Below are 18,786 nucleotides of genomic sequence, written 5' to 3' on the forward strand. Positions count from 1 at the left end.
AAATTCAAGGGTAATGGCGATCGTAAGCCAATCTTTTCATGCAGTGGAGCCTCTTTTTCACCACGCTTCTAAAATAAGTCATTATAGCGTTAATACAGTCACGGAGCCGATAGATGAGAGGCTCCGTTTTTCATTACAATTTAAACATAGAGAGGGATGGAGAAAGGATGAAAATATGACGCTCGCTACCAACATGAGAAGATATTGGATCTTCTATGTCATGATGGCTCCCGGAGTATTGTTTTTGATTTTCAACAACTATATTCCGATGCTAGGAACCGTCATCGCATTCAAAAACGTCAATTACACTGATGGGATCATTAATAGTCCTTGGGTCTGGTTCGACAATTTCAAGTATTTGTTTAAAACATCAGACGCCTGGATTATTACGAGAAACACGCTGCTTTACAACATTTCGTTCATTATTCTGAATATGATTGTGCCGGTCGCATTTGCGATTATGCTCAATGAGATGAAAAACAAGCTGATGGCTAAGTTTCATCAAGCCGTCATTTTCCTAGCTTATTTTTTATCGATGGTCGTAGTCAGCTATTTGGTGTACGGATTCCTGCATGATACGCATGGCTTCGTCAATACCTCCATTATGAAATGGCTGGGACTAGAGCCGCTGCAATGGTATTTCGAGACGAAAATATGGCCGTTCCTGCTGCCAATTATTAATACGTGGAAAAATGTCGGCTATTACACCGTGCTTTATTTGGCGGCTATTATTGGCATTGACGACGAATATTACGAAGCGGCAACGATAGACGGCGCCAGCAAATGGCAGCAAATCAAAAGTGTGACGATTCCGCTGCTTATGCCAACTATTATCGTACTAACGCTGCTGCAAATTGGACGGGTATTTTATGCGGATTTCGGTTTGTTCTTCCAAGTGCCGCGCGAGTCGGGTCCTTTGTTCCCAGTAACGAACGTTATCGACACGTACGTTTACCGCACCTTTATTGCAATGGGCGATATTGGCTTATCGTCAGCAGCGGGGCTGTATCAATCATTGGTCGGCTTCATACTCGTATTCCTGTCGAACTGGTTCGTTCGCCGAGTCGACAAGGACAGCGCATTGTTTTAGAGTATGGATAAAAATGGGAGGAAACAAACCTTATGCAAACTGAAATGAGCAAATCGGGCTCGAACCCGTTCAACGCGATTTCGCCTACAGCGAACACGATCATCAACATTGGTTTTATGCTGTATACGATCGCTTGTCTGCTGCCGATTCTTTTGATCGTCATGGTATCGCTATCGAATGAGCAGGATGTGCTGACGAAAGGCTACAGCTTCATTCCAAGTCAAATCGATTTTACCGCTTATAAGTTTCTCTTTACCGATTGGCAGCAAATTTTGCGCTCTTACGGCGTTACGATTTTCGTAACGATTGCCGGTACCATTCTCAGCCTCATTATTATGGCTCTGTATGCGTATCCGATTTCGCGGACGGACTTTCCGCACCGCAAGTTTTTCACCTTCTTTATTTTCTTCACGATGCTGTTCAACGGCGGGCTGGTGCCTTGGTATCTTGTCTACGTGAACATGCTGAATCTGAGGGACAACATTTGGGCCCTTGTGCTGCCGCTGCTCGTCTCTGCGTTTTTCGTGCTCGTCATTCGCACGTTTTTCCAGTCGACGATTCCAGTAGCCATTCTCGAAGCAGCCAAAATCGACGGAGCGAGCGAGATGCTGATTTTCTTCCGTATCGTCACGCCGCTTTCACTGCCCGTGCTGGCAACCGTTGCGCTTTTCAGCACCGTCAACTACTGGAACGATTGGTTCCTCAGCCTCGTCTTTATTACCGATGACAAGACGCTGAGCATCCAATATCTCATGTACAAAATGCTGCTCAACATTCAGTTTCTGGCGAGCAACAGCAACGCAGCATCGGCCATTGCCGCAGCGGGAGGCCAAGTCTCCTTCCCGAATGAAACGGTGCGTATGGCTATGGCGATTATGGGTATTGGACCGATCGTATTCGCTTATCCGTTCTTCCAGAAGTATTTTGTAAAGGGTTTGACCGTCGGCGCTGTAAAAGGCTGACGGCAGGCTCTGCCTGCTAAGGGCTGTTACCGGATCAATGCCGGTGCAAGCATAGATTTATCATTTTTGGGGAGGTCAATGGGGATATGATTAGAACAAATAAGGGAGTGCTTGGCGTTACCACCACGATGCTCACTTTTGCTTTATTGCTGAATGCTTGTTCCGGCGGCAGTGGTGCGACGAATGGAAATGCTTCACCAAGCAATGCAGGGGAAGCAGCGGCAAGCCCAGCTGCATCCGAGGCGGCAACACCAGCTGACAATGGAGCTGCGGGCCTGGAGCCGTATACGATTAAACTCGTGTACACAGGAGCACCACAGGCAGATGAAGCGAAAGTGGAAGCGAAGCTGAATGAATATTTGAAGGATAAAATCAATGCTTCCATTGATTTAATGCCCATCGATTGGGGTCCGTGGGATGATAAAATCAATCTCATGATCGCTTCGCGCCAAAAGGTTGATATTATTTTCACCGCGCAATGGAATAAGCATGCCGTTAACGTTGCAAAAGGCGCATTCCTCGATTTGGGCGATCTGCTCAAGGAAAATGGCCAAGATATTTTGAAAACGCTTGATCCTGTATTTTTGGAAGGCGCGAAAATCAACGGCAAAAACTATGGCGTTCCAACGAATAAAGAGCTTGCGGCGCAAGGCGGCATCATTTACCGCAAAGACATTGCCGATGAGCTTGGCATCGATATGACGGCAGTAAAAACGATTGCTGATCTTGACAACGTATACAAAGTTGTAAAAGAGAAGCATCCGGAATTGACTCCGCTTTATTTGAAAGACGGCGAGACGTTCAACTCGCATTATTTCGGCAATTATGACGCGCTGGGCGATACGTCGATCCCGGGCATTATTTTGAAAGATGAAGATGGCACGACGGTTAAAGCGAACTATGATGTAGCGCGTTATGTCGATACGCTTAAGCTGACTCGCGACTATTTCAAAAAAGGCTACATTAACAGCGACGCAGCAACGAACCAAACGATGAACTACGATGCTATGAAAGCAGGCAATGTATTCTCGATGACTTCGTCGCTGAAGCCAGGCAAAGATAAAGAGCTTGAGAACCAGACAGGAATGACTGGCAAGCTTGCTCAGCTGGAACTGAACACGAAGACGATTGCGACTTCGGAAACAGCTGGCTCTATGCTAGGTATTTCTTCCACTTCGGAGGATCCTGCTCGCGCTATGATGTTCATCAATCTGCTTCACTCGGACAAATATGTCAACAATCTGCTTAACTTCGGTATCGAGAATGACCATTATACGAAGGTTAGCGATGAAGTGATTAAGTCCAGTGATAATACGAAAAACTACAACCCAGGCGCAGCTTGGATGTTCGGCAGCCAGTTCCTGAACTATGTATGGGAAACTGAGGACCCGAACAAGTGGGAAAAATTCAGAGAGTTTAACCAAAATGCCAAAGTTTCTCCTGGCCTTGGCTTCGTCTTTGACGGCGAGTCTCTGAAAGCGGAGATCGGCGCAGTTGTCAACGTCGACAAACAGTATTTGACGGCACTCGAAACAGGTTCGGTCGATGTGGATAAAGTACTGCCGGAATATACAGCGAAGCTGAAATCCGCAGGCATCGAGAAAATCATTGCTGAGAAGCAAAGCCAGTTTGACAAGTTTTTAGCTAGCAAATAAAGGTGAAACGGCCGAAAGCCGTCCTCTGGCGGCGCGGCGCGTTTCAATCCGAGAAATATAGAGAAAGGATAGCGATACGATATCCTTTCCTATATTTAAAAAAATACCGGTAGACAACGTAATTCAAGCGAGCGGGCAGCCTCCTCAGGTAGAGGGGGCTGCCCGCTTGTTTTCACATAAAAAACCGCACTAAGACTGCGGTACGGCATGCCTCCCCGACCAAGGTCTAGTGCAAAAACAGCCGCAGGTCCATTTTAGAAACATGCAAAACAACCTACAATAAGTACATAAGCAACACCGCAACAAACGAAGCAAATGAAACAAGCGAAACAAAGCAAGAGGCACAAGGAACTAACAAACGATTGGGTTTGCGGCATTTCACAATTCACAACACGGAAGGCGGTGACAAACAAATGGCAAATCAAAAACTGCTTGGTGTTATCCTAGCGATAGTAGGAAGCTTCATCGTTCTCAAATTTCTCGGCGTACATCTTGGTGGATTAATCGGCTTCCTGTTCCCTTTCATTCTGATCGGCCTAGGTGTTCTTGGCTGGAGCAACAATAAGAAATGGATCGGCGGCATTCTCATAACGATCGGTGCACTCGGTGTTTTCTCAAAATTTTCAGGCTTGATCCTGCTGGTCTTGGCTGTTGGACTCGTCGTTTACGGCGTTTCGCTTCTGAAAAAAAGCAGCTATCGCGGTTACTAATCAAATATAGATGGAGATTAAGGAGGGAAGCCAATGAGCATTATGCGTAGAGTTCGCGACATCACGGTCGCCACACTAAATGAACGATTGGAAAAAGCAGAGGACCCCGTTAAGCTGATTGACCAGTTTCTCTGGTCGACAAGGGAAGATATTTTGCAGGCGGAACGCTTGTATGAGCAATATACAGGGCACACCAACCACTTGAAGATCCAATGGCTGCAAGCTGAGCAGCAGAAGGAAAAGCGTGAACAGCAAGCGATGACTGCCTTGAAGGCAGGCGAGGAGCAGCTGGCAAGGCTGGCGCTTCACGAGAAGGCAAGCAGCGAGGAGCGCGCAGCGCAATACCGCGATTTGTACGAGCAAAGCAGGTTGAATACGCTCGGCCTTGAAGAACAGCTTCGTGAAATGCGCAGTGAATACCAATCGGTTTATGATAGACGTGAATATTATGCAGCAAGAATGGAATCGCTAAGGTTGCAGCAGCGAATGAATGCAAGGTTTAGCGGAATTGGCGAGCAAGGCGCACAGCCGGGCAGCATGTTCAGAAGGCTCGAAGACAGCATCAGCAACATGGAGCTGGAAGCGAAGAGCCTGCATGATTTGCGCCGGATGGGCAGAGAGTTCGCTACTGAAGCAGGCCATTCGATTCAATCGGCAATCGAGCAAGAGTTGGAGCAGCTCAAAAGGAAGCTGCAGAAGGAGGGCTGATTGATTTGAAGAAACTATACCGTTCGTCACGAGACAGCAAACTATTCGGCTTATGCGGCGGGATTGCCGAAGCCTACAATATAGATGCAACACTGCTCAGAATTTTACTCATCGTAGTGACCATATTCTCGAGCGGAATCGTTATTTTTATCTACTTACTGGCTGGTCTGGTCGTTCCGAAAGAGCCGCCTTATTATAACAATGGCGGGTTTGGAAATGGATTCGGCAACGGTTACGGCAATGGCGGTCAAGGATCGCAAGGCAATGGCTACGGTTATGGCAGCGGCGGTGCTGGTGGAAACCAAAACTTCGGTTCGCAATTCCAAGGCTCGTTCACCAAAGGGCCACAGCAGCAATGGAACGGTCAAACTGGGCAGACGCCACCAAACCCATCCTCGTCGCAATTTGACAGCATGTTTGAGGATTTGGAGAAAAAGGCACTTCGTAAAGAAATCGATGAGTTACGCGCAAAATTAGCCAAACACGAGAAGGGAGAGTTATAATTATGGGAATCTTCAAAAGAATGAAAGATATGACGAAAGCATCGGTGAATGAGGTATTGGACAAAATGGAGGATCCGGTTGTGATGCTCAATCAGTACCTGCGTGACATGGAAGCGGAAATTCATTCGGCAGAGGTTACAGTAGCGAAGCAAATCGCCAACGAGCGCCGTATGAAGCAGCGTTTGGAGGAAGCTGTTCGCAGCACGGCTGACCGTGAGTCGAAAGCAGAAGCGGCAATCCGCAATGATCAAGAGCAGCTTGCCCGCAAATTGCTGGAAGAAAAATTGTTCTTCGATCAAAAAGTAATTGAATACACGGATCTGTATGCTCAATCCAAATCGCAAGCAGAGGAGCTGACTCAGCAGCTGCATGCGCTGAAAGACGAGTTTTATCAGCTTCGCAACAAACGCAATGAGCTGGCATCCCGTGCTCAAGTCGCGAAAGCGCAAAAGCATATTGCTCAATTGACGACTACGAATACAATTGACAAAGGTACAGCTTCCAGAGGCTTCAACCGTATGGAAGAGAAAATTTTGCAAATGGAAGCGGAAGCGGATGTATTGCGCACACCGTATTCCTACAGCGGTACGGCTGCACCATTTAATGCAGTAGAAGCCGAAAAACAGCTTAAAGTGGATGAGCAGCTGGATGCACTCAAAAACAAGCTGAAGCTGGATAAAGCACCACAGGAATAATACAACCCGCAGGATGAGAAGAGAGCGGACCGGGCAACCGGTCTGCTCCTTCTTGCTTGTCGTTTAAGGAGTGAGCAGGTTGGCCGAAGAGAAGCCCTTGCAAGGAGATCAGCCTATTGCGCCGCAGCAACAGGATCAAAGGCAGCCGTTACCAGGCCCAGGCCATCATCAGCAGAAACTGGGCGGCCAGCGCAATGGGCGGGATGCAGCCAATCGGCGCAAAAACTTAACGGAGTCGCTCCTATGGCTTCTTATTATACTTAGCCTCGCAGTCATTATGCTGCAAGGCATCGGTTATGTGAATTTATTTACGCTGCAGGCGAAATGGGCAGTTATTGGGCTCGCGATTACTGGAGCAGCAATGGCACTTGTTGCTTTGAACAATTATTTGCAAAATTCGAAGCTGCGTGAGGTCATTAAGCGGTTGACCGAGCAGCAGCGCAAACGCAGCTATCCGGTGACGATTGATTCGGCTGAGCATGATGAGCACTCGGAAAGCATACAACGGGAAGAGCAGGATGATGTATGGACGGAGAAGGTTAAATTTTCTGCAGTTATTGAAGAACGCCAGCGGCTTGCGCGCGAGCTTCATGATGCGGTCAGCCAGCAGCTATTCGCAATTTCGATGACGGCGACGGCGGTCAGCCGGACGATTGAGCGCGATTGGGAACGGGCGCGCCGGCAGGTGCAGCTGATTGAAGAGATGGCCTCCGTGGCCCAGTCGGAGATGAGAGCGCTGCTGCTCCATTTGCGGCCTGTACACCTCGATGGGAAAAATCTCGCTCAAGCACTGACGCTGCTTGTTGGTGAGCTTAAGGAAAAAGTGCCGATGACGATTGATTTGTCGTTGGATGATTCCATAACGATGAAGCCAGCGGCGGAGGATCATTTGTTCCGCATTGCGCAGGAGGCATTGTCCAATACACTTAGACATGCCAAAGCGGATACAATGAACATAAAGCTTTATCGGGAGGATGGAGCCGTATGCATGCTGCTGCAAGATAGCGGTGTGGGCTTTGATCTGGAGCAGAAGAAGAAAACCTCCTATGGCTTGCTCACGATGGAGGAGCGGGTTAATGAGCTGCGCGGCAAGCTGTATATGTCATCACGCCCTGGGGAGGGCACACTGATTCATATTACGGTGCCGCTGGATATAAATGGGTAAACAGTGAAAAGGACGAAAGTGGGGGAGCCGTGTGGAGTCGATGGAACAATTAGCTGCACCCGTAAAAGTGCTGCTGGTAGATGATCACGAGATGGTGAGAATCGGCCTTGCTGCCGTATTGGATACGGAAGAAGGCATAGAAGTAGTCGGAGAAGCAAGCAACGGGTATGACGGTATTCGTATGGCCCAATCGTATAAGCCGGATGTTGTGCTGATGGATTTGGTGATGGATGGCATGGATGGCGTGGAGACAACAGCGAAGCTGCTGGAATTGTACCCGGATTGCAAGGTCATCGTTCTGACGAGCTATCTCGATGACAGCAAGCTGTATCCGGTCATTGAAGCGGGTGCGTTCAGTTATTTATTGAAAACATCTAGAGCAAACGAAATAGCGGATGCGATCCGTGCGGCCGCACGCGGGCAATCGGTACTGGAATCGCAAGTAGCGGCCAAGATGATGAGCCGCATGCGCCAGCCTAAGCAGCCCGTCGTAGCTCCGCTGCATGATGATTTGACCGACCGCGAGATGGATGTGCTGAAGCGGGTCGCACAGGGGATGTCGAATCAGGAAATCGCGGATGAGCTGTTCATTGGGGTGAAAACCGTGAAGTTTCATATTACGAACATTTTCAATAAGCTTAACGTAGATGACCGGACACAGGCTGCCATATACGCACATAAGCAAGGAATTGCCGAATAGGAGGCAATTTCCTTGCTTATTTTTTTGAAAGTTATTGGTTAGCCTTCATCGTTCAGCAGCAGGCCGCTTGGGGGAAGCGGATAATGCATTTTCATCGAGCTGTAGTAAGTGGCGTATGGCTGCGTACGCTCGGCACTATTTTTCAAGAGATCGGTTGTCCGGATTTCGTCGCCGCCGAGCGACAAGGCCTGCAGCAGCGTCGTCATTAGCCCGTAGGGGCCTAGAAGCTGGCGATACAAATGCTGGCCTGACAGCGGGTACTCGCGGTAGATGGAAGCGGCAATGGCAGGACGCAGCATCCAGCGGCTTGTGATGTCGTCCCGTATAAAGCCAACCAGCTCCGCCGCATGATGGTTCATGGCCTGCTGCGCACGATCCCACAGCGATGGCTTAATGTAGCGGGCTACCTGTACAAAAGCTTGCTGCAGGCGATTCATGACGCCCGTCAGCTTCGTCAGCTGTTCGACAAGGCAGCGCTCGTTGAAATCATTGCGGATTTTGATAGCAATGACTTGCACCTCTTTGTGGGCTTGTCTATATTGTTCGAGCCAGACGGCCGCATGGCCGGCAGCTTCGCGATAAGGATCATTCCAGTCAAAATCATGCTCGGGAGGCCGTTGAAACTCCATGTCCCTGTAGGGATAACTGGCATAAGGCGTGATGCGCTGTATAGGCTCGAAGATGGCTCTCCGGTTCGTACGTTCGATAGGGCGGATGGACATTTCAATAACCTCCTTCAATCGGTTTCCTGTAGTTAGCATAAAGGATGACAGCTGCAAATACTGCTGAAAATCGCTGTCGAAAGCTGGCTTATTAAATGAGCAGGAACAAAAAGGCAATTAGGGCAAGGTCAATAGCGAACGCGCCGCCATACGGCCAGTTATACCCCGGGTAATTATAATAGTAGGGATCATAAGGATAAGCTTGGGTTTGAGCGACTTTTTCTTTGGCTGTTTTGCTTGCTTTGCCTTTGTTTTTGCCTTTGGCCTTATCGGCTTTAGGGGATTCGGCTTCGGCCAGCATCTGTGCGCCCGGTTGTTCATTCAGCGTAAGCTTGCCGCCTCGGCAGTGGCTTAACACGCCGAAATGCCTTGCGCCGTCGTGGGTCACAATGCAAACGGGCATTCCGCAAAAACGCGATATGACGCCTTCTTCAAGCGGATAAATTTGTTCCATATACGAGTAACCTCCTATTGGGCTTTATGCTTTTGCAAGCAGTATATTCACCTACAGGCGGATGTGTATGGATGTTTACCCAGATGAGCGAAGAAAGCAGCCTATCTACAGTAAATTCACCTTTTTCTGCCTAATTCAAACAGCAATCGCGTTTTTAAATAAGCGGCAAGCGGAAATGTAAGGCTAGAGGCTCAAAGGAACACAAGCAAAAATAAATATATTGCTCCTGTTCTTTCATGGAATTTCATGTAAAATGGAAGCGTTATCCATGATTTGGAAGGCTATGTAGACCAAGGAGGCTGATGTGTTCGATGGCAAAGCTGAACAGGTACACGGAACCGGATAAAATAAAACGGCGCAGCCGAATCGGCGTGCTGGCAGCAGCAATGGTATTGCTTTTTGGCGCGGTATGGGCGCTCGTTAATCAGGACAAGCTGACAACGCAGGGGAAAGCGGAGGGCAGCTTGCTTCAGCATGACGTTAAGCAAATGTGGAGCTGGAGCGATGGGCTGCTGAAGTCCGGGGCGCCCGGAGCAGGCTGGACGCTGCGCTGGTATGCGAGCGGAGAGGCGGCTAAACTGCGGGAGCAGCTGTTTCCACGCTACGAGGGCGATGCGGAAGGGGAGCTGAGCACGCTGCTGCCGGAAGTAGGCGGCAAGCTGTCTATGAGCGTGACGGCGTCAGCCGGGGAAGGGAAACAGCAGATGCTGCTGCTTTTTTCCACCGAATCAAGCAAACAAGCGGATCAGCATAAGCTGCTTTCAGCTATAGATCATATCGAGTCTGCTATGAGAAGGACAAATATTTCTTATGATGGAGGAATAACCATCAGAGGCTTGACAGAATATAATAATGTTGCAGAGAGGCTTGCGCAGCTTGCAGCCGCTGAACAGGTGGAGCGGTATGATGATGCCGGGACGGTGAGCGAAAGCTTTTTTACTGGAGGGCTTAAAGCTTCTGTAAAGACTGGCGGCAAGGAGGCGAATATGCAGGTTGCCGTGCATAAAGGAACGGATACGGGACAGCTGGAGGTCGTCATTGGAATCCCGCTGATTTCGGGAGATTACAGCGCTTCGCAATAGATGAAATATTGTGATGGAATCAGGAGAAATAACGATCGTTATTAGTTTTTTTTATGGTGGATTGCGTAGCAGTTTCAGGATTAATATGTTAAACTACATACCATGCAAAGACGTATAAAAATTCATAGGAAAGAATGAGGAATATGGAGCAAAATACGAATCCCGAAACGCTATCGCCGCAAGGCGCCGTATATTATTTGTTTGGAGCAACAGGCGATTTAGCTAAGCGCAAATTGTTCCCTGCCCTGTTCAGCTTATATAAAGAAGGAAAATTGTCTGAAAAATTTGCGGTCGTAGGCCTTGCCCGCAGACCTCGCACGAACGAGCAGTTCCGTTCGGACGTTTATGATTCCATTGTGGAATTTTGCCGTTACAAGGCGGATGATGCCGAGCTATGGAATCGTTTTGCCGAGCATTTCGAATATATGTCGCTGGATATTAACACGGTGGACGGCTTCCGCGAGCTGAGCAAGCTTTCGGAGCAGCTGGAAGCGAAATTTGATATTCCAGGCAACCGCTTATTCTACTTAGCACTTGCGCCTGCGCTGTTCGGACCGGTGTCCTTCAACCTGCGCGACGGCGGGCTGCTTGAGTGCAAAGGCTGGAGCCGCGTCGTTATTGAGAAGCCTTTCGGCTACGATCTTCCATCCGCACAAAAGCTGAATGACCAGCTGAGCCAAGTGTTCAAGGAAGAGGAAATTTTCCGCATTGACCACTACTTGGGTAAAGAAATGGTGCAAAATATTCAGGTTATCCGTTTTGCTAATGCATTTTTTGAGCCGTTGTGGAATAATAATCATATCGCCAATGTGCAAATTACGCTGTCGGAAACGGTTGGCGTAGAGGATCGCGGCGGTTATTATGACAAATCCGGTGCATTAAGAGACATGGGCCAAAACCATATGCTCCAAATGCTCACGATGATTGCAATGGAGCCGCCTAGCCGTCTGCATGGCGAAGATATTCGCGATGAGAAGGTGAAAGTGCTGCGCTCGCTGCGCAACTACAAATCCAGCGATGAGGTTCGCAAAAACGTCGTTCGCGCCCAATACAGCGAAGGCTCGGCTCGCGGCAAGGAATTGGCCGGTTATCGCCAAGAGGATTCCGTTAATCCGGAATCGACGACGGAAACGTATTTCGCTGCTAAAGTAGCGGTAGACAACTTCCGTTGGGCTGGCGTTCCGTTCTATATCCGTACAGGCAAACGCCTGCCGGTGAAGACGACTGAGGTTGTTATTGAATTCAAGTCGATGCCGCAAAACGTTTTGTTCGCGCAGCGTCATGATCTTGCGCCGAATTTGCTCGTCATTCGGGTTAACCCGATGGAGGGCATTTATATTAAAGTCAATGCCAAGACACCTGGTGCCGACAATTCGGTACAGCCCGTGGCTATGGAATTTTGCCAAAGCTGCCAAATCGGCTTGAATACGCCGGAAGCGTATGAGCGTCTGATCCACGATGCGGTGCGCGGCGATTCCACTTACTTCACCCGTTGGGATGAAGTAGCGCAGGCATGGGAGTTTGTTGACAAAATCGCTCAAGCATGGGGCGAGGACAAAAAGGATCTTGGGTCTTATTCTGCTGGCTCATGGGGTCCGGAAGCGGCAGATAAGCTGCTTGCAGAGGATGGCTTCCACTGGTGGCCGGTCAATGGACAGGACGAAGACAAAGTGATCTGGATTACGAACAGCGGCAAGTAAGCAGCTGCGAGGAAATTAGCGGTACTTTATTTCTTCGCAGTCTCCAAGCAGCAGGCTGGGCGTCAATTTCGCATAATTTCAAATGAAGATATTCCACAGCGCACCGCCTTTAGGCCGTGCGCTGTATGAATGAAGGGAAGGCAAGCAATGAGCAAAACGCTAAGCAATGAATTGCAGCTGGAAGTCGATAAGCGCCGCACCTTTGCGATTATCTCTCACCCGGATGCGGGAAAAACGACGCTAACCGAGAAGCTCCTCCTGTTCGGAGGAGCTATTCGTCTGGCAGGCTCCGTTAAGGCGCGGAAAGCAAGCCGCCATGCGACCTCCGACTGGATGGAAATTGAGAAGCAGCGTGGAATCTCCGTTACTTCCAGCGTCATGCAATTCGATTACGACGGCCATCGGGTCAACATTTTGGATACGCCTGGCCACCAGGATTTCAGTGAGGATACGTACCGGACGCTGACAGCAGCGGATAGCGCGGTCATGCTGATTGACGTTGCCAAAGGTGTCGAGGCCCAGACGATCAAGCTGTTCCAAGTTTGCCGTAAACGCGGCATTCCGATTTTTACCTTCATCAACAAGCTGGACCGTGAAGGACAAAGTCCGTTTGAACTGATGGAGGAGCTGGAGCGTGTGCTTGGCATCCGTTCGGTTCCAATGAACTGGCCGATTGGCATGGGCCGCGAGCTTTGCGGCGTTTATGACCGGATGAAAAACCAGGTCGAGCTGTTCCAAGGCAATGACCACAGCACGATTGAAGTTCGGAAAACGGATGATTACAACGATCCGATTATTCGCGAGATGGCAGGCGACTATTTGCATGATCAACTCGTGCAGGATCTTGAGCTTCTTGATGTAGCAGGCGATCAATTCGATATCGAGAAAGTACGCGCTGGCGAGCTGACACCGATTTTCTTCGGCAGTGCGGTTAACAATTTCGGCGTCCAAACGTTTCTGGATAACTTCCTTGAGCTGGCGCCAAAACCGACAGAGCGCATGAGCAAATCCGGCCCGGTTGAACCGACGAATGAGAAGTTTTCGGGCTATGTCTTTAAAATTCAAGCGAATATGAACCCGGCCCACCGCGACCGGATTGCCTTTTTGCGCATTTGCTCCGGGCGGTTTGAGCGTGGGATGAGCGTTCGCCATGTCCGTGCGGGCAAAGATATTAAGCTGGCGCAGCCGCAGCAGTTTTTGGCGCAGGATCGCGACATAGTGGAGACGGCTTATCCGGGCGATATTATCGGCTTGTTCGATCCGGGCATTTTCCGGATTGGCGATTCGCTGTCGCAAAACTCGGAAGTCATATTTGATGAGCTGCCGACGTTCTCACCAGAGATTTTTGCTAAAGTAACGGTTAAAAATGCCTTGAAGCATAAGCAGTATCAAAAAGGCGTTGACCAGCTGACGGAGGAAGGCACGATTCAGGTGTTCCGTTCGGTTGGCGGCTTTGATGAAACGATTTTGGGCGTCGTTGGGCACTTGCAGTTTGAGGTGTTCGAATATCGGATGCGTGCGGAGTATGGCGTCGAAATCCAGTTGCACCGCATGACGTTCCAGTTTGCACGCTGGATTGTAGATGACAAAATCGATCCGGCGAAATTCCGGATTAACTCCACGCTCGTTCAAGATAAGAAGGGCAATTATGTCGTCTTGTTCGAGAATGAATATGCGATGAGGACGGCGATGGACAAAAATCCTACGTCGAAATTTCTAGAAACAGCGCCTTAATCGCGCTGGAAACGCCAGGGCAGGCAAGCGGCTCTGGCGTTTTTTTTTGAAAGATAAGCATTTATAAGTTTCTCCCTTATTAATGGCTTATATTTCTCGGACTGAAACGCGCTGCACCGCCAAAGGACGGCGACAGCCGTTTCACCTTGTGGAAAAGCATTGTCAAACCTAGTCGAATTGGAATACAATAGGAGAGTATATGAGAAGGAAGCTTGTATTTGTTTTCCTTGCATGGTGACGATTGCATCGAAGTGGGGGGTTGAAGGAAAATGAGCAATGTAAAAACGTTATTGTTGATTACAGGAATTTTTGAAATTATTATAGGAGTCCCAGTTATGGGCGGCCTGATTGTAATGGGTCTTTCTTATATTCCGTTAGTTGTAATGCTGGCTCTGCATATTGTGACCTTGGTGCTGGCTTCGCAGCATAATGCCGATAAGCATGGCAGCATTTTGGGTATTGTGACGTCCGTTATTGCGGTTATTCCGATTGTGGGCATGATCATGCATTTAATTACAGGCGTTTTGCTCCTTGTTAGTGCGTCAAAGGCAGATCGCAACCAGTCGTATTCGCCACCTCCGCCGCCGTCAAGCTTCTAAGGAAGTCATTGTAAGCAGCGGTTGAGAACAGCAAAGAAGCAAACAGCAAAGAGCAGGGCAGGCCTTCCGGGGTTCAGCACTGCTCTTTGCTGTTTATGCTTTTATTTTTAGTATTGACGAGCTTCCACTTTCATGAAATAATGTACGCGTGTACATTGATTGAATTTGCTTGAGAATCAGGAGGATGCTTGCTTTGGTTAGTAGAAAAGAAGTTGCGTCACTTGCGGGCGTATCCGAAGCCACAGTATCCAGAGTGCTTAATAAGGTTGGGCCTATCAGGGAAGAAACTCGGCTTCGAGTAGAGGATGCGGCAAAGCAGCTTGGTTATGTGCCAAGTGCGCTGGCGCAGCAGTTTGCTAGAAGCCGCAGCGGCAATTTGGGCGTTATCTTGCCATTTGTACCTAAAGTTCATTTGTTTTCCACGTATTATTTTGCAGAAATTTTGAGCGGCATTGGCGAGGCGGCTAAGCAATATGGGTATGATGTGCTGTTAATCTTTCGAGAGCCTAGCGGCTCGCGTGATTATGCCAGGCTGTTTCTGGCGCAGAAGATCGATGCCTGCATTGTGCTCGGCGCTCAAAATGTGCCGGAAGAGAAGAAAGCGCTTGCGGAGCTGCAGGAGAAGGGTTATCCGTTCTGCCTCGTTAACCAGCGATTCGCGGAGGAAGGATATTTGTCCGTCGATGCGGATCATCATGCGGGGAGCTACGAGGCCGTCAAGCATTTGATCGACGGCGGGAGCCGAAGGATTGCTTTTCTCAATGGGCCAGATGTGTTTTCAAGCAGTATGGACCGAATGACCGGCTACAAGCAGGCGCTTGCACATGCGGGACTTGCTTACGATCCGTCATTGACGCTGCTGGGCAATTACAGCCGCAAGAGTGGGGTTGAAGCTGCGGAAGCTGTCGCAGCGCTCATCCGCAGCGGCCAGGCGGATGCGGTTTTTGCCGCTAATGACCGGATGGCTATTGGCCTGATGGATGGCTTGCGCGCGTATGGAATCGAGGCTGGGATTGATGTGAAGCTCGTCGGCTATGATGATTCGGAAGGCTCGGTTATTGTGAGCCCGAAGCTGACGACGGTAGCGGTACCTTTTTACGAAATGGGAAGAAGGGCAGCTCAGCGGCTGCTCGCTCCAGAGAAGGAACTGCTGGAGCAGGCGGAGGAAGGGCTGCTGCCTGTGCATTTGATTAAGCGGGAAACATCTTCATAAATCGGGAGGCGGAGATTGATATGGGGAAAGTACGTGTGGGAATGGTCGGCTATAAGTTTATGGGAAAAGCGCATAGCAATGCTTATCGGGCTTTGCCGATGTTTTTTCCGAAGACGCCAGCGCTGCCAGAGATGAAAGCGATTTGCGGGCGCAACGCCGAGGCGCTGGAGCAAGCTAGAAGCCAGTTCGGCTGGGAAAGCGCCGAGACGGATTGGCGCAAGCTGATTGAACGCAGCGACATCGATGTGATTGATATTAATGCGCCAAGCGATGCGCATAAGGAAATTGCGCTGGCGGCTGCCGCAGCTGGCAAGCATCTGTTCTGCGAAAAGCCGCTGGCACTCAATGTAGCGGATGCGAAGGAAATGCTCGATGCGGCAGAAGAGGCTGGCATCAAGCATATGGTTGGCTTTAACTATCGGTTTGCACCAGCGGTGCAGCTGGCGAAGAAGCTCGTCAGCGATGGCCGATTGGGCGAAATCTACCATTTCCGTGCGGTATTTCTTCAGGATTGGATCATTGATCCTTCATTCCCGCTCGTCTGGCGCTTGCAGAAGGAAGTTGCCGGCTCAGGCTCGCATGGCGACCTTGGCGCTCATCTGATCGACTTGGCGCGCTTCCTTGTTGGCGAGTTTGACGAGGTAATCGGCATGAGCGAAACGTTCATCAAAGAGCGCCCGCTGCCATCGGAAATGACGGGGCTTAGCGCCAAAGGGGATGCTTCTGGTGCTCGCGGCAAAGTAACGGTGGATGATGCGACGCTGTTTATGACTCGTTTTGAAAATGGTGCGCTCGGCAGCTTCGAAGCGACGCGCTTCGCGGCAGGTCACCGCTCTACCAATGCTTTCGAAATTAACGGCAGCAAGGGCAGTGTCAAATTCGATTTCGAGCGTCTGAATGAGCTGGAGGTTTATTTTACCGACGATGCTGATGACGTTCAGGGCTTCCGCCGCGTGCTGGCGACCGATCCGGCTCATGCTTATATGGATGCCTGGTGGCCGGCGGGACATACGATTGGCTATGAGCATACGTTCACGCATGAAATGCAGGAGCTGATGCTGGCGATTCACGAGGATCGTCAACCGGTACCGAATTTCCACGATGGCCTTCGGTGCCAAGAGGTGCTAGAGGCAGTTGAGCAGTCCATTACAGAGCGCCGTTGGGTGAAGCTGGCGGAGTATAAATAGAGGAGATGCGATAAGACGATGAGCAAACCGAAGGCATTAATCGTATGGGGCGGCTGGGACGGACATCAGCCTAAAGAGGTAGCAGCTATTTTTGAAGCAGTGCTTGCAGGAGAAGGCTTTGAGGTTGAGGTTTCGGATACGCTGGAGGCTTTTGAGGATGGCGAGAAGCTGAAGGCGCTGGACCTGATCGTTCCGGTATGGACGATGGGAAAGATTACGGGCGATCAGCTGAAAAATGTGTCCGAAGCGGTTCAAAGCGGCGTTGGCCTTGCCGGCTGCCACGGCGGCATGTGCGACTCCTTCCGCGAAAGCGTAGAATGGCAGTTCATGACGGGCGGCCAGTGGGTATCGCATCCCGGCAATGACGGCGTGGAATATGTGGTCAATGTGACCAACACGTCCAGCCTGCTGACCGATGGCATTGAGGATTTTACAGTAAGCAGCGAGCAGTATTATATGCATGTGGACCCAGCGGTTGAAGTGCTGGCGACGACGCGCTTCCCCGTTGCAGACGGTCCTCATGCGCTGAATAAAGCGGTTGATATGCCGGTCGCTTGGACGAAGCGCTGGGGCGTAGGCCGCGTCTACTATAATTCGCTTGGGCACCAGGCTAATATTGTAGACATTCCAGTTGTTAAAGAAATGATGAGACGCGGGTTTAACTGGTGTGCGGAAGGCAAAGCAGCTGCGGCAGGCAGAGACGGAGGCAAACATGAGTAAAGTCAAGGTTGGGATCATCGGGACAGGAAATATTAGCCGTATTTATTTGGAAAATGGTTCAAAATTCAGCTCCATGGAAATTGTCGCTTGTGCGGATCTCGATGTAGAACGCGCCAAGGAGAAAGGCGCGGAGTATGGCATTCGCGGCTGCTCGGTCGCTGAGCTGCTTGCGGACCCGGAAGTGCAGCTGGTCATTAATCTAACGATTCCAGCCGCACATGCCCCAGTGTGCTTGCAGGCGCTGGAAGCTGGCAAGCATGTGTATGTGGAGAAGCCGCTCGCGGTTACGCGCGAGGAAGGCAAACAGGTGCTGGAGTTGGCGGCGGCGAAAGGGCTGCTGGTAGGCAGCGCGCCCGATACGTTCCTTGGCGGCGGACTCCAGACGTGCATTAAAATCATTGAAGACGGCTGGATTGGCACGCCTATCGGCGCTACCGCTTTTATGATGTCCGGCGGACATGAGAGCTGGCATCCGGCACCCGAGTTTTATTACCAGCAAGGCGGCGGCCCCATGTTCGATATGGGACCTTATTATTTGACGGCGCTAATTGCGATGCTAGGACCGATTGCCCGTGTAACGGGCTCGACTCGCATTACCTTCCCGGAGAGAACGATTACGAGCGCGCCGAAGCATGGGCAAAAAATTGAAGTTGAAGTGCCGACGCATGTGGCCGGCATTATGGAATTTGCCGCTGGGCCAATCGCGACGCTGCTGACTAGCTTTGATGTGAAGGGCGGCTCCACGCTGCCATTCATTGAGGTGTACGGCAGCCAAGGCACGCTTCAAGTTACGAACCCGAACAATTTCGGCGGGGAAATCAAGCTGCGCCGCGGCGGGGCTTCGGAATGGTCGACGATTCCACTTGCTTACGGCCATTCGGAAAATGGCAGAGGCATTGGCGCAGCCGACATGGCGCAAGCCATTCTGACGGGCCGCAAGCACCGGGCAAACGGCGAGCTTGCTTACCATGTGCTGGAAGCGATGCATGGCTTCCATGATGCGGCGGAGCAAGGCAAGCATTATGTGATGCAAAGCAGCTGCGAGAAGCCAATGGTATTTCCGCTCGGTTTGGCGGAATATACACTGGACAAATAGGCTGGTAATAGACAGTTGAAGCAGGCTCGTTAATTCGCGTAAATCGCGGGTTGGCGGGCTTTTTCTTATAGATGCAGGTCGTTGGATTAGC

Annotated in this window: 19 protein-coding genes; 17 read left to right on the plus strand and 2 right to left on the minus strand. The window is 50.2% G+C overall.

Annotation, left to right across the window (positions count from 1 at the left end; translation table 11 throughout):
* Nucleotides 1-175: 175 nt before the first annotated feature.
* The 9 genes from ASF12_RS25840 to ASF12_RS25880 all read left to right on the plus strand — a co-directional run bounded on the left by ASF12_RS25840 (nucleotide 176) and on the right by ASF12_RS25880 (nucleotide 8,188).
* Nucleotides 176-1,090, plus strand: coding sequence for an ABC transporter permease (locus ASF12_RS25840; RefSeq protein ID WP_056040979.1), 915 nt, complete (start codon nucleotides 176-178; stop codon nucleotides 1,088-1,090).
* A gap of 32 nt (nucleotides 1,091-1,122) precedes the next feature.
* Nucleotides 1,123-2,052: a carbohydrate ABC transporter permease gene (locus tag ASF12_RS25845; protein ID WP_056040981.1), complete on the plus strand. Its 930-nt coding sequence runs from the start codon at nucleotides 1,123-1,125 to the stop codon at nucleotides 2,050-2,052.
* An 86-nt stretch (nucleotides 2,053-2,138) separates the two neighbouring features.
* On the plus strand, nucleotides 2,139-3,707 hold the full coding sequence (locus ASF12_RS25850; protein WP_056040983.1) for an ABC transporter substrate-binding protein: 1,569 nt from the start codon (nucleotides 2,139-2,141) through the stop codon (nucleotides 3,705-3,707).
* A 413-nt stretch (nucleotides 3,708-4,120) separates the two neighbouring features.
* On the plus strand, nucleotides 4,121-4,417 hold the full coding sequence (locus ASF12_RS25855; protein WP_056040985.1) for a LiaF transmembrane domain-containing protein: 297 nt from the start codon (nucleotides 4,121-4,123) through the stop codon (nucleotides 4,415-4,417).
* A 33-nt stretch (nucleotides 4,418-4,450) separates the two neighbouring features.
* Entirely contained in the window at nucleotides 4,451-5,125 is a 675-nt protein-coding gene (locus tag ASF12_RS25860) for a PspA/IM30 family protein (protein WP_046232873.1), read from the plus strand.
* A gap of 5 nt (nucleotides 5,126-5,130) precedes the next feature.
* Complete coding sequence (locus ASF12_RS25865; RefSeq protein ID WP_063892659.1) at nucleotides 5,131-5,628, plus strand: PspC domain-containing protein; 498 nt, start codon at nucleotides 5,131-5,133, stop codon at nucleotides 5,626-5,628.
* Nucleotides 5,629-5,630: 2 nt separating this feature from the next.
* Nucleotides 5,631-6,323, plus strand: coding sequence for a PspA/IM30 family protein (locus tag ASF12_RS25870; RefSeq protein ID WP_056040988.1), 693 nt, complete (start codon nucleotides 5,631-5,633; stop codon nucleotides 6,321-6,323).
* A 79-nt stretch (nucleotides 6,324-6,402) separates the two neighbouring features.
* On the plus strand, nucleotides 6,403-7,488 hold the full coding sequence (locus tag ASF12_RS25875) for a sensor histidine kinase (protein ID WP_235533284.1): 1,086 nt from the start codon (nucleotides 6,403-6,405) through the stop codon (nucleotides 7,486-7,488).
* Between the two features lie 40 nt (nucleotides 7,489-7,528).
* Nucleotides 7,529-8,188: a response regulator gene (locus tag ASF12_RS25880; protein WP_056040989.1), complete on the plus strand. Its 660-nt coding sequence runs from the start codon at nucleotides 7,529-7,531 to the stop codon at nucleotides 8,186-8,188.
* A 38-nt stretch (nucleotides 8,189-8,226) separates the two neighbouring features.
* Here the strand turns inward: ASF12_RS25880 and ASF12_RS25885 are convergent, their stop codons facing one another.
* Entirely contained in the window at nucleotides 8,227-8,910 is a 684-nt protein-coding gene (locus tag ASF12_RS25885; protein WP_056040991.1) for a hypothetical protein, read from the minus strand.
* A 91-nt stretch (nucleotides 8,911-9,001) separates the two neighbouring features.
* Nucleotides 9,002-9,364 carry a hypothetical protein gene (locus ASF12_RS25890; RefSeq protein WP_056040992.1) on the minus strand — a complete coding sequence of 121 codons (363 nt, stop codon included), beginning with the start codon at nucleotides 9,362-9,364 and terminating at the stop codon, nucleotides 9,002-9,004.
* Nucleotides 9,365-9,675: 311 nt separating this feature from the next.
* Here ASF12_RS25890 and ASF12_RS25895 point away from each other — a divergent pair, with 311 nt between their 5' ends.
* From ASF12_RS25895 to ASF12_RS25930, 8 genes are all read left to right on the plus strand, one after another.
* Nucleotides 9,676-10,446 (plus strand): YwmB family TATA-box binding protein, encoded by a 771-nt coding sequence (locus ASF12_RS25895; protein WP_056040994.1) that lies wholly within the window; start codon nucleotides 9,676-9,678, stop codon nucleotides 10,444-10,446.
* Nucleotides 10,447-10,589: 143 nt separating this feature from the next.
* Nucleotides 10,590-12,146 (plus strand): glucose-6-phosphate dehydrogenase, encoded by a 1,557-nt coding sequence (gene zwf, locus ASF12_RS25900; RefSeq protein WP_056040996.1) that lies wholly within the window; start codon nucleotides 10,590-10,592, stop codon nucleotides 12,144-12,146.
* 147 nt (nucleotides 12,147-12,293) lie between these two features.
* A complete protein-coding gene (locus tag ASF12_RS25905) occupies nucleotides 12,294-13,880 on the plus strand; it encodes a peptide chain release factor 3 (protein ID WP_056040997.1) in 1,587 nt (528 codons plus the stop codon).
* Between the two features lie 269 nt (nucleotides 13,881-14,149).
* A complete protein-coding gene (locus ASF12_RS25910; protein WP_056040999.1) occupies nucleotides 14,150-14,479 on the plus strand; it encodes a hypothetical protein in 330 nt (109 codons plus the stop codon).
* Between the two features lie 184 nt (nucleotides 14,480-14,663).
* Nucleotides 14,664-15,692 carry a LacI family DNA-binding transcriptional regulator gene (locus ASF12_RS25915; protein ID WP_056041002.1) on the plus strand — a complete coding sequence of 343 codons (1,029 nt, stop codon included), beginning with the start codon at nucleotides 14,664-14,666 and terminating at the stop codon, nucleotides 15,690-15,692.
* A 20-nt stretch (nucleotides 15,693-15,712) separates the two neighbouring features.
* Entirely contained in the window at nucleotides 15,713-16,879 is a 1,167-nt protein-coding gene (locus ASF12_RS25920; protein WP_056041004.1) for a Gfo/Idh/MocA family protein, read from the plus strand.
* Nucleotides 16,880-16,897: 18 nt separating this feature from the next.
* On the plus strand, nucleotides 16,898-17,599 hold the full coding sequence (locus ASF12_RS25925; protein ID WP_056041006.1) for a ThuA domain-containing protein: 702 nt from the start codon (nucleotides 16,898-16,900) through the stop codon (nucleotides 17,597-17,599).
* Nucleotides 17,592-18,695, plus strand: coding sequence for a Gfo/Idh/MocA family protein (locus ASF12_RS25930; protein WP_056041008.1), 1,104 nt, complete (start codon nucleotides 17,592-17,594; stop codon nucleotides 18,693-18,695). Before ASF12_RS25925 ends, ASF12_RS25930 begins: the two co-directional genes overlap by 8 nt.
* Nucleotides 18,696-18,786: the final 91 nt, after the last annotated feature.

The organism is Paenibacillus sp. Leaf72, assembly GCF_001422685.1.
Classification (GTDB): domain Bacteria; phylum Bacillota; class Bacilli; order Paenibacillales; family Paenibacillaceae; genus Pristimantibacillus.

Coding starts and splice junctions, on each gene's coding strand:
- ASF12_RS25840 (WP_056040979.1), top strand. CDS start 176: ATGACGCTCGCTACCAACATGAGAAGATATTGGATCTTCTATGTCATG.
- ASF12_RS25845 (WP_056040981.1), top strand. CDS start 1,123: ATGCAAACTGAAATGAGCAAATCGGGCTCGAACCCGTTCAACGCGATT.
- ASF12_RS25850 (WP_056040983.1), top strand. CDS start 2,139: ATGATTAGAACAAATAAGGGAGTGCTTGGCGTTACCACCACGATGCTC.
- ASF12_RS25855 (WP_056040985.1), top strand. CDS start 4,121: ATGGCAAATCAAAAACTGCTTGGTGTTATCCTAGCGATAGTAGGAAGC.
- ASF12_RS25860 (WP_046232873.1), top strand. CDS start 4,451: ATGAGCATTATGCGTAGAGTTCGCGACATCACGGTCGCCACACTAAAT.
- ASF12_RS25870 (WP_056040988.1), top strand. CDS start 5,631: ATGGGAATCTTCAAAAGAATGAAAGATATGACGAAAGCATCGGTGAAT.
- ASF12_RS25880 (WP_056040989.1), top strand. CDS start 7,529: ATGGAACAATTAGCTGCACCCGTAAAAGTGCTGCTGGTAGATGATCAC.
- ASF12_RS25885 (WP_056040991.1), bottom strand. CDS start 8,910: ATGTCCATCCGCCCTATCGAACGTACGAACCGGAGAGCCATCTTCGAG.
- ASF12_RS25890 (WP_056040992.1), bottom strand. CDS start 9,364: ATGGAACAAATTTATCCGCTTGAAGAAGGCGTCATATCGCGTTTTTGC.
- ASF12_RS25895 (WP_056040994.1), top strand. CDS start 9,676: ATGGCAAAGCTGAACAGGTACACGGAACCGGATAAAATAAAACGGCGC.
- zwf (WP_056040996.1), top strand. CDS start 10,590: ATGGAGCAAAATACGAATCCCGAAACGCTATCGCCGCAAGGCGCCGTA.
- ASF12_RS25905 (WP_056040997.1), top strand. CDS start 12,294: ATGAGCAAAACGCTAAGCAATGAATTGCAGCTGGAAGTCGATAAGCGC.
- ASF12_RS25910 (WP_056040999.1), top strand. CDS start 14,150: ATGAGCAATGTAAAAACGTTATTGTTGATTACAGGAATTTTTGAAATT.
- ASF12_RS25915 (WP_056041002.1), top strand. CDS start 14,664: ATGCTTGCTTTGGTTAGTAGAAAAGAAGTTGCGTCACTTGCGGGCGTA.
- ASF12_RS25920 (WP_056041004.1), top strand. CDS start 15,713: ATGGGGAAAGTACGTGTGGGAATGGTCGGCTATAAGTTTATGGGAAAA.
- ASF12_RS25925 (WP_056041006.1), top strand. CDS start 16,898: ATGAGCAAACCGAAGGCATTAATCGTATGGGGCGGCTGGGACGGACAT.
- ASF12_RS25930 (WP_056041008.1), top strand. CDS start 17,592: ATGAGTAAAGTCAAGGTTGGGATCATCGGGACAGGAAATATTAGCCGT.